At 52.3% G+C, this 13,569-nt stretch carries 13 protein-coding genes; 10 read left to right on the top strand and 3 right to left on the bottom strand.

The window, feature by feature from the left end; genetic code table 11:
- Positions 1–302 (top strand): hypothetical protein (locus HZS81_RS17975; RefSeq protein WP_206679553.1); only part of this gene is annotated, 302 nt, incomplete at its 5' end.
- Positions 303–837: 535 nt separating this feature from the next.
- Positions 838–1,827, top strand: a complete 990-nt coding sequence (locus HZS81_RS12365) for a cytochrome-c peroxidase (protein WP_179930863.1) — start codon at positions 838–840, stop codon at positions 1,825–1,827.
- 82 nt (positions 1,828–1,909) lie between these two features.
- On the opposite strand, the gene HZS81_RS12360 is transcribed toward HZS81_RS12365, so the two are convergent.
- A complete protein-coding gene (locus HZS81_RS12360) occupies positions 1,910–2,884 on the bottom strand; it encodes a calcium/sodium antiporter (RefSeq protein ID WP_179930862.1) in 975 nt (324 codons plus the stop codon).
- A gap of 235 nt (positions 2,885–3,119) precedes the next feature.
- On the opposite strand from HZS81_RS12360, the gene HZS81_RS12355 reads away from it, so the two are divergent.
- The 8 genes from HZS81_RS12355 (at position 3,120) to HZS81_RS12320 (ending at position 11,471) form a co-directional block, all read left to right on the top strand.
- Complete coding sequence (locus HZS81_RS12355; RefSeq protein WP_179930880.1) at positions 3,120–4,454, top strand: PqiA/YebS family transporter subunit; 1,335 nt, start codon at positions 3,120–3,122, stop codon at positions 4,452–4,454.
- A complete protein-coding gene (pqiB, locus tag HZS81_RS12350) occupies positions 4,447–6,126 on the top strand; it encodes an intermembrane transport protein PqiB (RefSeq protein ID WP_179930861.1) in 1,680 nt (559 codons plus the stop codon). The genes HZS81_RS12355 and pqiB overlap by 8 nt, the downstream gene beginning before the upstream one ends.
- 32 nt (positions 6,127–6,158) lie before the next feature.
- A complete protein-coding gene (locus HZS81_RS12345) occupies positions 6,159–6,773 on the top strand; it encodes a PqiC family protein (RefSeq protein ID WP_241697489.1) in 615 nt (204 codons plus the stop codon).
- Between the two features lie 163 nt (positions 6,774–6,936).
- A complete protein-coding gene (locus tag HZS81_RS12340; protein ID WP_179930860.1) occupies positions 6,937–8,190 on the top strand; it encodes a DEAD/DEAH box helicase in 1,254 nt (417 codons plus the stop codon).
- A 112-nt stretch (positions 8,191–8,302) separates the two neighbouring features.
- Positions 8,303–8,806, top strand: coding sequence for a hypothetical protein (locus tag HZS81_RS12335; RefSeq protein ID WP_179930859.1), 504 nt, complete (start codon positions 8,303–8,305; stop codon positions 8,804–8,806).
- Positions 8,807–8,815: 9 nt separating this feature from the next.
- A complete protein-coding gene (locus HZS81_RS12330; RefSeq protein WP_179930858.1) occupies positions 8,816–10,015 on the top strand; it encodes an MFS transporter in 1,200 nt (399 codons plus the stop codon).
- 33 nt (positions 10,016–10,048) lie between these two features.
- The gene (locus HZS81_RS12325; RefSeq protein ID WP_179930857.1) at positions 10,049–11,119 is read left to right on the top strand and encodes an asparaginase; all 1,071 of its coding nucleotides are present in this window, start codon (positions 10,049–10,051) and stop codon (positions 11,117–11,119) included.
- Positions 11,120–11,231: 112 nt separating this feature from the next.
- On the top strand, positions 11,232–11,471 hold the full coding sequence (locus HZS81_RS12320) for a DUF2789 domain-containing protein (RefSeq protein WP_179930856.1): 240 nt from the start codon (positions 11,232–11,234) through the stop codon (positions 11,469–11,471).
- A gap of 72 nt (positions 11,472–11,543) precedes the next feature.
- Here the strand turns inward: HZS81_RS12320 and HZS81_RS12315 are convergent, their stop codons facing one another.
- Together HZS81_RS12315 and trhP are read right to left on the bottom strand one after the other, a co-directional pair.
- Entirely contained in the window at positions 11,544–11,966 is a 423-nt protein-coding gene (locus HZS81_RS12315) for an SRPBCC family protein (protein WP_179930855.1), read from the bottom strand.
- A 93-nt stretch (positions 11,967–12,059) separates the two neighbouring features.
- The gene (trhP, locus tag HZS81_RS12310; protein ID WP_179930854.1) at positions 12,060–13,472 is read right to left on the bottom strand and encodes a prephenate-dependent tRNA uridine(34) hydroxylase TrhP; all 1,413 of its coding nucleotides are present in this window, start codon (positions 13,470–13,472) and stop codon (positions 12,060–12,062) included.
- Positions 13,473–13,569 lie beyond the last annotated feature (97 nt).

Below are 13,569 nucleotides of genomic sequence, written 5' to 3'. Positions count from 1 at the left end.
TCAATCTGAGCCATGATCAAACTCTTCAGTTTACAATCATTGTGATCCTTACTCGTCTCTTCCGGAGAAGACACAAAAGCGGATCAAACTTGGCTCAAGGTTTTCAAACGTTCTTCAAAGACCCGAAGATCTTTGTCGAGTCGCTTGCCTTGATATTTGGTGATTTATCACCCTCATCGGCAAGCGCCCACATGAATTACCTGATCACATTATTAAAGAGCAACAAGATGACAAAACTCTTTGCCCTCTCGATGGGTGCGTATCATACTAGCTTTTCGATCTCGGTCAAGGCCTGCCAATAACTTTTCATTCCCAAGAGAACTATCGACGACGCACCATCGTATCAACCACTCGAAAACCAAGAATTCCAAAAAATATTGCGATCAAGACAGTGGGAAGAAAGTAGTAGGCGTGCGTAAGCACCCATAAATGGTAAATACCCATCCCGCCGAAACATAAATGAGGCGATGCAACCAACGCTAAGCGGACCACCTCATTTTCTGGGGAACCCAACGAAAAGATGTCAACGCAGGTTCTCAAAGAGCCTTTCGGGGTAACTTCTGCCTCGGGAATGGGGTAACGAGGCATTAGCATGCCTCCTCGCGGTCAAGCTCTTTGACATCTGTAAGCGATGGCATTTCATATAAATAACCACGCTAGCACGATAAATTCGTGTTAGATGAAGCAAAAGCTGACACAACTCAATTTAAAGGCTTATCCGACTAAATCACTAGGTTGATTTTTGCCGCTAGATCAACCTTACTGGTGACTATAACCACACTAAATATCACCCTCCGCTCGAGAGGGGCCGTGAATAGCAAGTAAAGGGGACACTCTATGAAAGCCGTAAAAAGAATCTTGCCTGCACTTATTGCAAGCGCAGCACTCTTACCAGCAAGTTTGGCCGTTGCGGAAGATGGACTCGAAGATTATCGAGATCGTTTTGAGCCACTGCCCTATCTTCCCCCTATCCCAGCAGACAACTCCTTAAGTGCTGAAAAGGTTGAGCTTGGCAATATGCTCTTCTTTGAGCCGCGTATTTCCTCTAGCGGCGTCATCAGTTGCGCAACTTGCCACAATCCAGCTTTGGGTTGGGCTGATCGCATCCCACGTGCGACAGGTCACGATGGCCAGGTAGGTGAGCGTAATACACCGACAGTACTCAATAGTGGCTTTTTGGAATCACAGTTCTGGGACGGTCGAGCACCCGATCTTGAGGCTCAGGCACTAGGCCCCATTGAAGCTGGCGTTGAGATGGCAATGGATCTTGACTCTGCACTTGCACGACTAAATGAATTCGACCTCTATCAGCGTAAATTTAAAGCCGCTTTCCCTGATGATGAAGATCCTATTAATGCGGACAATCTGGCAAAATCGCTAGCGTCGTTCCAACGTACACTGAATACGCCCCATTCACCGTTTGACCGCTATCTGCGCGGAGATATGGAAGCCATTAGCGACCAGGCAAAAGATGGTATGGTTGCCTTCGTTGACAATGGCTGTGTTGCTTGTCACCGCGGCCCAGAGCTAACTGATAGCCAATTCCATGCGATTCAAGTCCCCGGCTCAACTGATTTAGGACGCTACACCGTCACAGAAGAAGACAGTGACAAGTATCGCTTCAGAACGCCGACGCTGCGCAATGTGGCTGTCACTTATCCCTACATGAATAACGGCGCTACTGAAAGCTTGGAAGAAGCCGTGTCGATTATGGGCAAAGAAATGCTAGGTCGTGATCTTGAGGAAGAGACTGTCAATGATATCACTGCTTTCTTAAACACGCTGACGGGTGAAATGCCGGACTTCGAAATACCCGCACTCCCCTAACCACCCACAAACCTAGATATTGAATATCAATCGGCCAGCTGTCACCAGCTGGCCGATTGATTTTACATCTATAGCTAAGACGTCAAGCACCAACCACCAACGAAACCATGTACGCCGTATAGGCAACAAAAAGAAGGAGTAACGTTCCCCCTTCTACCCGATTGATGCGCCTTGATCGTCCTCTCCAAGAAAAGGCAAACACAACCATAAGGATTGTCATCACGACCATCACTATCCAATCGCGTGATAAAACCTCACTGCCTGTTTGTATGGGCGTGATCACGCCGGCCAACCCAACCACACCCAACGTATTAAATAAATTAGAGCCGACCACATTACCCAGCACCATATCGTGCTCGTTACGCCTTAGCGCACTAATAGACGAGGCCAATTCGGGCAGTGAGGTGCCGATAGCCACCACGGTAAGGCCAATAATGAGTTCACTGACGCCGAAAGCCGTCGCGATTTCAACCGCACCCCACACAAGAAACCGGGAGCTTGCCACCAAAAGAGCAAGACCTATCAGTGTCCAAGCCACCGCCTTACCACGCGTCATAGGGTGGCTTTCCAGCGTAGAGGCAACTTCATCAACCAGGACGTCATCTTGTTCACCGCGTGATTTCACGATACTGATAGTGATGAATGTCAAAAGCACCAACAACAAGATGATCGCTTCCCAGCGCGCCACGAAACCATCCCATAACATCAGCCCGGTAAGGAGAGTGACGGCAAAGAGCACAGGCATCTCCCTACGAATAACACTCGAGTGAACAGCAAGCGGCGCCAATAACGCCACAAACCCCAACACTAAGCCAATGTTAGCAATATTGGAGCCATAGGCATTCCCTACCGCTAACCCCGGACTTCCTTGCAATGCGGCCAGAACCGATACCATCATTTCGGGAGCAGAGGTCCCGAAGCCAATCACCAGCATCCCGATCAGAAGCGGCGATAACCCCAGCCAGCGCGATGTCGCGGCCGCTCCTTCGATAAATTTCTCAGCACTCCAAATGAGTAAAATCAATCCCCCAACGACGGAGAGTATTGGAAGCAACATGTTATTTCCTTAAATGGCAGGACCAAGCACAATTGCGCGAGCATCGTTGTGCAAGCAAGCATCCAGGTCAAGTATTTCATGCTATTTGTACCAAAGCTTGACTCGTGTAGTGAGGTCGGCATATTAGCATCATCCATGGTGAAATTTGACGAGGCGCTCATTGCGTGATTCCCATTCCCCCAATTTGCGCTCACCCCAAAAGCACAAGGGGCTTTTTCGCGTCGTCCCTTATCGGCTGGCCAAACAGCGTTTACTGGCACCGCCTATATCGGACGTTGATCACGCACCACCCGAGGTTCGTACTCAACGTAGACGGCTAAGAGCCTGCCATGAGTGCGACTGGGTCAGCGCATTACCGCCGCTTAAATCCGGCGAAAAGGCCACCTGCCCACGTTGCAGCTATACACTTGTGAGACGTCATCGCTACCCAGCGCAACGCAGTATGGCACTGGCGATGTCTGCCCTGGTGGCGTTACTGGCCGCCATCTCATTTCCTTTTGTCAGTTTTAGCGTCAGCGGGGTAGGCAACCGTATTGAGTTAACGCAAACAGCCACAACCCTGATTGGCTTTGATCAACCGCTGGTTGCCATTGCCGTTATCATGACCATTGTGGTGCTACCGGCTGTTTACTTGATAAGTGTAATCTGGCTTCAGTTTGGACTTCTACGTAACCATCCTTTGCCGTTCAGCCGCGATATTGCACGCTCTTTGTCTCACTTAGCGCCTTGGCTAATGGCAGATGTGTTTATTATTGGCGCGCTGGTCAGCCTCATCAAAGTTGCAGGCATGGCTCAGGTAGAGCTAGGTATTTCTTTTTGGGCCTTCTGCGTATTCGCCGTTTTGCTCCTCGCCACCACTCAGTCGCTTGATGCCGACTGGATGTGGTTTTCACTCGATGACGGCGAGTCGCGAGCCCCGGAAGGTACACGCACGGCTGCCACTGCCGCGACGCAAGGTTTGGCCGGCTGTCACACTTGCGGCCTAATCAACCGCATCGATCCGGCGGCAAAAAAGACGCGTTGTTTACGCTGTCATGAACCGCTTCACAACCGATTACCCCATAGCTTACAGCGAACATGGGCGCTGATTATCGCCGCGACGATCATGTATATTCCTGCTAACCTTTACCCCATAATGAACACTACAAGCCTAGGAAACACGTCTCCCTCTACGATTATTGGCGGCGTAGTTGAGCTTGCCCAGATGGGTTCCTGGCCAATTGCGGCAGTTATTTTTATCGCCAGCGTGATTGTTCCCGTAGGCAAACTGGTCGCCCTTACGTGGCTTTGCCTCGTGGTCAAACGTAGCAATGAAATTAACGCCCACAAACGCACAGTGCTATATCGCATCACTGAATTCATCGGGCGTTGGTCGATGGTCGACGTTTTTGTCGTCGCCATCCTAGTCGCATTAATACGCGCGGGCTCTCTCATGTCGATAACACCTGGCCCCGCAGCTCTCGCCTTTGGCGGCGTTGTGGTACTCACAATGATAGCCGCCATGACGTTCGATCCGCGCCTCATCTGGGATACACCACCCCCGCGTTACTCAGGAAATGTTGATGACTAACGAGAACTCAACACATAACTCCACGGATGAAAAAGACCTACACCGCGCCAAACCTTCCCCACAGGCACGATTGTCTCCTATTTGGATAATTCCTCTCGTTGCCATTCTTATCGGTATGTGGCTGGTTTATGATAATTACACCAGTCGCGGCACGCTCATCACGCTCACCACTGAGAACGCAGATGGCATCGAAGCCGGCAAAACGCTTATCCGCAGCCGCAGCGTTGAGGTTGGTCGCGTAGAAAGCGTTAAGCTCTCTGAGGATCTTTCTCACGCTGTCATCGCCGCGCGCATAAACCCAAATGCCGAGTCGATGCTCAATGCAGAGAGCCGTTTCTGGGTCGTCAAACCGCGTATCGGTCGTGAAGGAATCAGTGGTCTAGGCACTGTTCTTTCGGGAGCCTATATCCAGTTAGAACCCGGCAATGCTGAGCAACCAAAACGTCAATTTAATGTTAGCGACACCCCCCCTGTTTCCCCCGCTGGTGTTGCGGGTTTACAGCTTAGCCTGGTCAGTCAATTAGGCAATTCACTCAACGTGGGTGACCCCGTTTCCTACCAAGGTTACACCGTAGGGCGTGTGGAAGAAGCGAACTTCAACGCCGAAGAGCGCACCATGAACCATCAAATCTTTATTGAAGAGCAATACGCTAATTTGGTGACGGATAGCACACGTTTTTGGGTCGCTAGTGGCATCGATTTCCAACTGGATGCCGACGGCGTTCGCGTCAACCTTGAATCGCTTGAGGCGCTACTTGGTGGCGGGGCGACTTTCGGTGTGCCGGAAGACCTACCTATGGGGCAACCCGTTGATGCCAATACCCGTTTCAATCTTTACGCGGATGAAAATAGTGCACGGGAAGGGACCTTTAACCGTTACCTTGAGTATGTGTTGCTTGTTGATGACTCCGTTCGCGGCCTAAGCAAAAGCGCCTCTGTGGAGTTTCGCGGTGTACGTGTCGGTACCGTCGCCGCGGTGCCATGGAATTTCACTGCACCCCAGCCCGATTCTCGCGCACGTTTTGCCATCCCCGTCTTGATCCGTATTGAACCTCAGCGCCTGGGTATCGAAAGCGCAGACATTGATTTAGAGGAGTGGGACGAACGCTTTAAGCGTATGTTCAGCATAGGACTTCGCGCCTCTCTGAAAAGTGGCAATTTGCTCACGGGCGCTCTATTTGTAGACCTTAATTTCCAGCGCGAGAGTGCAAAAGAGTATCAGGCTGAAACCTTTGCAGGACATACCGTTTTCCCCACAGTAGCGGGCGATTTTGCGCAAATTCAGGCACAAATCACCGCCCTGTTAGACAAGCTCAACAGTCTAGAGGTCGAACCGATCCTGACGGGGTTAAACCAGAATTTGGCCGCTTCGGAATCGGTGCTTAAGGAAATAAACACGTTATCTCAGTCAATTAACCAGCTGCTCAATGACCCTGAAACGCAGGCCGTCAGTGGCAATATCAATACGACGCTTGAAGAGTTGCGCACGACACTAGAGGGTATGTCCCCTAGCTCGCCTGCCTATCAAGAGCTTATCTCTACGGCTGATCGTATAGACCGCTTGCTCCGCGATTTACAACCCCTGACGCGGACACTAAACGAAAATCCTCGCGCGCTTTTATTCGATAATGTCGAGACACAAGATCCTATTCCTCGCGCGCCGCGTGATTAAGGCGTGTGTTTACCGAAAGGGTGAAGGAAGCGATGATGTATAAGGAAAAAAAAGTAACCCAATGGGCACAACCGACGTTACTGGCACTACTCCTAAGCTTGTTGTTAAGCGCTTGTGCGAGCAACGTCACGCCACCTACGCGCTATGTGCTCCTCAACGACAACCAGCCACATGCGCCCGGATCTCCCAAGGCGGAACTGAGTATTGATACGGTGCGTTTGGCGCATTATCTCGATGTTGAAGGTATTGTCATGCAGCTTGACGATATCGAAATGCGAGAAGCACGCGAGCATCAGTGGGCAGAAGGCCTAAATCGCCAATTAGCGCGCAACTTACGTGATGATCTCGCTGTTTTATTAAAAGAGGTTCAGGTGGTACAAGGCAGTACGGGAAGCGATGACGCTTTAACATTGCAGCTAGATGTCGATGAGTTTCATGGCCGCTACGATGGCTACGCGGTTGCTAGCGGCCAGTGGCAATTGCGCGACGCACAAAATAAGCTATTACATCTCGACCGCTTTCAAGCGCGCGCGGCATTAGAAAACGATGGCTACCCGGCACTCGTTCGTGCGCTTAGCCAAAGCTGGAAGAATGTTGCCGACGACATTGCCTCTACCTTGACCCAAAAAGGCTACTTACCGCAGTAGTCTCGTTCAAAGCGCTATGTTGGCCCTGTAGGATTCATGCCTACAGGGTTTCCAGCATGTTATGCTTACGGACAGTTTGATACTTGTCATCCCCTTTATAAATGCTGAGAAACTCAGCTACATCACATCAAAAGCGTGGCTCCTTTGGCTACGCGGAGACACTATGCACGCTTCTTCCGCTGTTGCTTTTTCTGATCTATCCCTATCAGAAGACCTTTTAAAAGCCGTTAAAGCCAAGGGCTATACGCACCCTAGCCCGATCCAGATTCAAGCTATTCCCGTTATCCTTGAAGGCCGCGATTTACTCGCCAGTGCGCAAACCGGCACCGGCAAAACCGCAGGCTTCACCCTGCCTCTTTTGCAGCGTCTAAGCCAATCGACCAAGAGCCAAAAACATCATATCCGGGCGTTAGTACTTACACCGACGCGCGAACTCGCCGCTCAGGTTGCTGAAAGTGTCCGGGACTATGGTCGTTATTTACCACTGAAGTCGCTAGTGATTTTCGGCGGTGTTGGGCAACAGCCCCAAGTCGACGCATTAAAGCGTGGTGTTGATGTTTTAATAGCCACACCTGGGCGACTACTCGATTTACATCAGCAGGGACATGTCGATCTTTCGCAAATCGAAACCCTGATATTGGATGAAGCTGACCGCATGCTCGACATGGGCTTTATCCATGACATTAAGCGATTGCTGCGTTTGTTGCCAAAACAGCGCCAGAACTTACTTTTTTCGGCGACGTTCTCCAATGAAATTCAAACGCTGGCGAAGCAGCTCCTAAACGATCCTGCGTTTATCGAAGTCGCTCCACGCAACACCACCGCCGAAAAAATCGAACAGTCGGTATATCGTGTTGACCGCGATAAAAAGCGCGAATTACTCGCCCACCTCATCGAAAAGCATCGCTGGTTTCAAGTGCTGGTCTTCACCCGCACAAAGCACGGTGCTAATCGCTTAGCGGAACAGCTTTCTAAGCAGTCTATTCCGGCGATGGCCATCCATGGCAATAAAAGCCAAGGGGCGCGAACCCGGGCACTTGAGTCCTTTAAAAGTGGTGACTTACAAGTTCTCGTCGCTACTGATATTGCAGCGCGTGGCCTGGATATTGACGATTTACCCCATGTGGTAAATTTTGACTTACCCAACGTCGCCGAAGACTACGTACACCGCATTGGACGTACAGGCCGCGCAGGACGTCAGGGTGAGGCTGTATCACTTGTCTGTGTTGACGAAAATAGCTTACTCCAAAACATTGAGAAGTTGATTAAACAACCTCTCACACGGCATACCGAGCCTGGTTTCGAACCCGACCCCAATGCCACTCCGCAGCCAATTGAAAACGGTCGCCGGCAGCAGCGTGCCCCGCGTCAAGGAAAACCATCCAGTCATCAACAAGGCAGGCGCTCACGCCGCTAACCCGTGCTGCTAGCCCCGCTAACCCGTGCTGCTAGCCCTTGCATAAGGAATATGCGATGGTATTGCTTACGTTTTTATTAACCATGCTAAATCACCACAGTGGGAGTGACTAATGGCGTCGTCTCAACTTATGGCGGACTATCGCCGCTGGCTCACTTTTCAACGTCAAGAACAGCTTAGCCGTGAACATCAGGGCATTGAGCAACGTATTGAACAAGCAAGGGCTAGCGCAACACAAGTCGTGCAGGGTTATCGTAGCATGGCAGAAAAAGCCGCCACGGAGGGCGCTTGCTATCGTACGCTATTTCTTCGTAGCCACGACAACGAAGACGCGCTGGTGTGCGAAGGCTGGTTATTTATTCGCCGCATGTTAAGTGAAAGCAATCAAACGCGCGTGCGGGCGACGCTTTTGGAAACCTTCACGCTCGAAGACGGCATCATGCAACCCGGTGACAAGCCCGCTCGCAAAGTGACATTAGAGATTTATGATCGCTTGCAAATGGAAAAGGGAATGCGCACCAACCCAAGGGTTGACTGCATTGATGCCTCTGAAGGCTATCACTTCCTCACGCTATTGGACGCTGTGCGTGGCGACTTACGACAGCACTTGAAGTAATCGCCGCTTATGTTCTCGCGACATTCGCTCGTATTTTTACTGCTTATGGTGGCGGTGGGGCTTAACTTGCGCCCTGCAATGTCTTCGGTCGCCCCATTGCTTACTCGCCTACAGGAGACTGCGGGGCTCTCTCCCGCAGCGGCCGGGATGCTGACCACTCTGCCCGTGTTGTTTCTTGGCTTAACGGCACCGCTTGCGCCGCTGCTTGCCATCCGTTTAGGCAGCGAACGTGCCCTGAGTACCGCTCTTATCATACTGGCCGCAGGGCTAATTCTGCGCGGACTGCCATTACCCGGCGCCCTATTTATCGGCTCCGCCCTGGCGGGGAGTGCCATTGGTTTAGGTGGTACGTTGTTACCAGCATTGGTGAAGCGTGAACTCCCGGACAGCGCCGACCTAGTCACCGGGCTTTACACAATGGCGCTCTGCTTAGGGGGTGCCCTTGGCGCTGGACTAAGTGTGCCGCTGACCAACCTATTGGGGGGCTGGCAAGCAAGTTTAATGAGCTGGTCACTGTTGGCCGTCACCGCACTGCTTCTTTGGCATTTCAGCATGCCAAGCCGCCCCCAAACAGCCATCACGCAGCCGAAAGCCAGCGGGTTACTGAAACTCTTAGGTCAGCCGCTTACTTGGTATGTAATGCTGTTTATGGGGCTGCAGTCCTCTATGGCGTACGTGGTGTTTGGCTGGCTGCCCTCGCTTTTGGTGGGTCGCGGTTACAGTGAAGCCGCCGCAGGCTGGACGATGGCGATTTCTATTATGTTTCAACTGGTATCGGCACTCACCGCGCCTTGGCTCGCTCGTCTAGGGCGTGACCAGCGCCCAGCGCTTTTGCTCGTTCAATGCCTTACCGCATCGGGGCTTTGGCTACTGTTGATGGCACCTATGGCGTGGAAGTGGCCAGGCGCTATGCTATTAGGACTGGGCCAAGGGGGAAGTTTCAGTCTCGCCTTGAGTTTGCTGGTGTTGCGTACGGCCAATTCCCGCCTTGCCGGACAACTCTCCGGCTTGGTACAAGGCGGGGGCTACACGCTTGCCTCCATGGGCCCATTTCTCGTGGGATTACAACTTCAAGCAGGGGCAACGATCTCGGCAATCACTTGGATGCTAATCACCATCCTTGCCCTGTGCAGTGGGTTTGCCCTCTTTGCCGGACGTAACCTTCGGCTGGATAATCGAGATGGCGAGCTGATTGTGCATCGTTATTAGCCTCGCCCAGTCGATCCAAACGGGAGTTTTACCATGAGCACACCCTCGCCTTTAGCAGCCTGCGCTCCATCTGAAGAGCGTATATTGATTATCTATACCGGCGGCACGATCGGCATGGAAGTCTCCCCAAATGGCCTAGTCCCTAGTGGCCATTTCGATAAACGCCTAGACCAAGCGCTAGCACAGTTACCTCTGCCCGAGCGCCAACGTCTTCCAGTGTTTGATCTTTTAAGCTATTCGACGCCCATCGACTCAAGCGCTGCTAATCCCATGACCTGGCAACACATTGCTGCTGACATTGGTGCTCGCTTAAGCGATTATCGGGGCTTTGTGGTGCTCCACGGCACCGACACCTTAAGCTGGACGGCCGCAAGCCTTGCGTATCAGCTACAAGGGCTAGATAGGCCCGTTGTGGTCACCGGGGCTATGCAGCCGCTGGAAATCGCCAATAGCGACGCACTTGAAAATATCCAAGGGGCGTTACATTTTGCAGCTCAATCAGCGCTTCAGGAAGTCGCCATCTATTTCGCAGGTCAACTCCTACGCGGTACGCGAGCCGTAAAACAGCACACCGAAGCGGCGAATGCCTTCACAAGCCCCAATTACCCTCTGCTGGGCGAGCGTGTCGAAGAGGATTTTGTTTATTACCCAAGCCGTGGCCTTTCCCATCAACAGCGCGGTGCACCACGTTTTGAGTTGCCTGACTACGCCCCTCTGGCTCAAGGCGAAGTGGTCAGGGTAACGCTTTGGCCGGGCATGGCCGCTTGGCAACTTGCAGCATGGCTAAACGATGCCCGAGTACGGGGCGCACTGTTAGAGCTTTGGGGAGCGGGCAACATCGCCAACGACCCCGATATCGTAGCGGCTATCGCCGCGGCAACCGGAGAAGGCAAACTCATTGCGGCCATCAGCCAAGCCCCGCAAGGTAGTGTCCATCTTGGCGCCTACGCGGCTGGCCACGATTTAGTAGAAGCTGGCGTTATCTCGGGCGATGGTATGACGCCTGAGGCGGCTTATACCAAGCTCATCCACTTGCTTGCCCAGCCCCTCACTGAGGCCGGGCGTCGTCAACAATTCGTGACACCCTTGGTGGGCGAGCGCTAGTATATTTCGTCGCGACCCAGTGCCACGTCAACGTAGCATAAACGCGCATACGCGCTATGGTGAGAGTAGCGACGAATCACTTGTTACCGACTGTATCGAAAGGAGAAAATCGATGGATAAACCGGTTCACCACTTTAGCGAACTGTTTGAACAACTTGGCCTAGCCAATGACACAGCCTCAATTGAGCGCTTTATCGAACGTAACTCGCCGCTGCCTGAAGAGATGCCGTTGGCCGATGCTGCTTGCTGGAACGAAGGTCAAGCGGAGTTTCTGCGTGAAGCCGTGGATGAAGACGCCGACTGGGCAGAAGTCGTTGACCATTTAGACGTCTCAATGCACAAAAACAACTAAGCAATTCAAAACGTAGTGTTTAATCTCAACATGACCCGCTAAGTGACTGGATTTTAAGCCATCACTTAGCGATTATTTCTCTGCGTTTAGCCGGGCTTCTACTCGTTCCAAAATTTGACCGCTGACCTTTCCCACTAGCGGGTTCACCGCTTTATTCACCGCCTTTTCGACGAACCGGTTGCGGATCTCATACGTTAGTGTAAGCGAGACCTCCGTGCCGTTAGGGACTGGGCGCAACTGATACCGCCCTTGATTTTTCACGCCATCAAGCGACTTCCACGCCAGTACTTCCGGTGCTTTTGCTTCCGTTACTTCCACGTCAAACGTCCAGTCCATACCGACCGCCCGCACGTACCAGCGATAACGGTCATTGCCTAACGGCTCAATACGCTGAATTAGGTCGGAATAATCAGCAAAATCTTCCACACGGCGCAACAGAGCAAATACTCTGTCAGGCGAAGCAGATAGGATTTCACTATGTTGAATCGTTGCCATAAGTTTATCTCGCGTTGGCGGAGGTTCAGCGTAGCACTTACTAGCTCAGCGACGCCGTGAAGACGCTGGTTGGTCTACTCATCTTTGATGCTCTCACGTTAAATCGCGCATCAATAGGGCGAACTCGATGCGTTCTGACGCAATCGCCTCACCGGGTACGGGAATACGCACCACATGGCCGGAGCCAGGCGCTACACCAACTGACTCGCCGCGCTTGTTTTGGATATATTCCAGCACAAAGCGGCGGTTACCGCCCGGCAACATCAGCTCCACCCCGTCACCGACTTCAAAACGATTTTTCACATCGATTTCTAGTTCGCCATGGGCAGGATCATAGCCGATCACCTCGCCGACAAATTGCTGATGCACACCGATCGAGTTACCTTGTTGGTAATTTTGGTATTCGTCGTGCACGTGGCGGCGATAAAATCCTTCGGTATAGCCGCGGTTGGCCAGATTATCGAGCTCATCCATTAAGCGCATATCGAAAGGACGACCCGCCACGGCGTCATCGATGGCGCGACGGTAAACCTGAGCAGTGCGCGCCACATAGTAATGCGACTTGGTGCGCCCCTCAATTTTCAGAGACGTCACTCCCATACGGGCCAACTCCGGCACATGCTGAACCGCACGTAAGTCTTTGGAGTTCATGATATAGGTGCCGTGCTCATCTTCGAATACCGGCATGAGCTCACCGGGGCGTGTGCGATCTTCAATTAACGCAGAGAGCTCGTCTTGGCCTTCTAAACCGCCGGCGGTGGCGGTTGATTCCGCGACACTTCCATTGCCTGCGGCAATCAACCCGCCTTCACCTGGTACCCATATGCCGCTTGCCGAATGAGCGCGCGCCGAGTTAGCCGGCACAATATCGCCGGTTTCATCCTGCGAAGCCGCCACAGTGTTGTACTTCCAACGGCAAGCGTTGGTGCACGTACCTTGGTTGGGGTCGCGGTGATTAAAATAGCCCGAGAGCAGGCAGCGGCCTGAATACGCGATGCACAGCGCCCCGTGAACAAAGGTTTCGATTTCCATATCCGGACACTGCGCACGGATTTCCGCAATCTCCGCAAGCGACAGCTCACGCGATAAAATAATGCGACTGATACCTTGCTGCTGCCAGAACTTTACCGCCGCCCAGTTGACCACGTTGGACTGCACCGAAAGATGGATCACCTGATCTGGCCAGCGCTCACGAATCATCATGATCAAACCGGGGTCGGACATGATCAGCGCATCGGGGCCGGCTTCTATCACCGGCTCCATATCGCGCAGGTAGGTTTTCAACTTGCTATTATGCGGCGCAATATTGGAGGCGACATAAAATTGCTTACCGCGCTCGTGAGCGTACGCGATACCTTTATGCAAGTTATCAATTTTAAAGTCATTATTGCGGACCCGCAGCGAGTAGCGCGGTTGCCCCGCATAAACCGCATCCGCCCCATAGGCAAACGCGTAACGCATATTTTTAAAGGTGCCAGCGGGTGAGAGTAATTCAGGCGCTTTCATCAACAATATCCACTCATAAGGTGGGTGAATAGTACCAAGCTGGCTTTTCACTGACCAGGCAGCCAAGCCTGGTCAGATAAAGATGTGTTACGTACAC

Source organism: Vreelandella salicampi (genome assembly GCF_013415105.1).
Classification (GTDB): Bacteria; Pseudomonadota; Gammaproteobacteria; order Pseudomonadales; family Halomonadaceae; genus Vreelandella; species Vreelandella salicampi.
This window is presented reverse-complemented; position numbering and strand designations above follow the sequence as displayed.

Coding starts and splice junctions, on each gene's coding strand:
- HZS81_RS12315 (WP_179930855.1), bottom strand. CDS start 11,966: ATGGCAACGATTCAACATAGTGAAATCCTATCTGCTTCGCCTGACAGA.
- pqiB (WP_179930861.1), top strand. CDS start 4,447: ATGACTAACGAGAACTCAACACATAACTCCACGGATGAAAAAGACCTA.
- HZS81_RS12325 (WP_179930857.1), top strand. CDS start 10,049: ATGAGCACACCCTCGCCTTTAGCAGCCTGCGCTCCATCTGAAGAGCGT.
- HZS81_RS12320 (WP_179930856.1), top strand. CDS start 11,232: ATGGATAAACCGGTTCACCACTTTAGCGAACTGTTTGAACAACTTGGC.
- HZS81_RS12335 (WP_179930859.1), top strand. CDS start 8,303: ATGGCGTCGTCTCAACTTATGGCGGACTATCGCCGCTGGCTCACTTTT.
- HZS81_RS12365 (WP_179930863.1), top strand. CDS start 838: ATGAAAGCCGTAAAAAGAATCTTGCCTGCACTTATTGCAAGCGCAGCA.
- HZS81_RS12330 (WP_179930858.1), top strand. CDS start 8,816: ATGTTCTCGCGACATTCGCTCGTATTTTTACTGCTTATGGTGGCGGTG.
- HZS81_RS12345 (WP_241697489.1), top strand. CDS start 6,159: ATGATGTATAAGGAAAAAAAAGTAACCCAATGGGCACAACCGACGTTA.
- trhP (WP_179930854.1), bottom strand. CDS start 13,472: ATGAAAGCGCCTGAATTACTCTCACCCGCTGGCACCTTTAAAAATATG.
- HZS81_RS12340 (WP_179930860.1), top strand. CDS start 6,937: ATGCACGCTTCTTCCGCTGTTGCTTTTTCTGATCTATCCCTATCAGAA.
- HZS81_RS12360 (WP_179930862.1), bottom strand. CDS start 2,884: ATGTTGCTTCCAATACTCTCCGTCGTTGGGGGATTGATTTTACTCATT.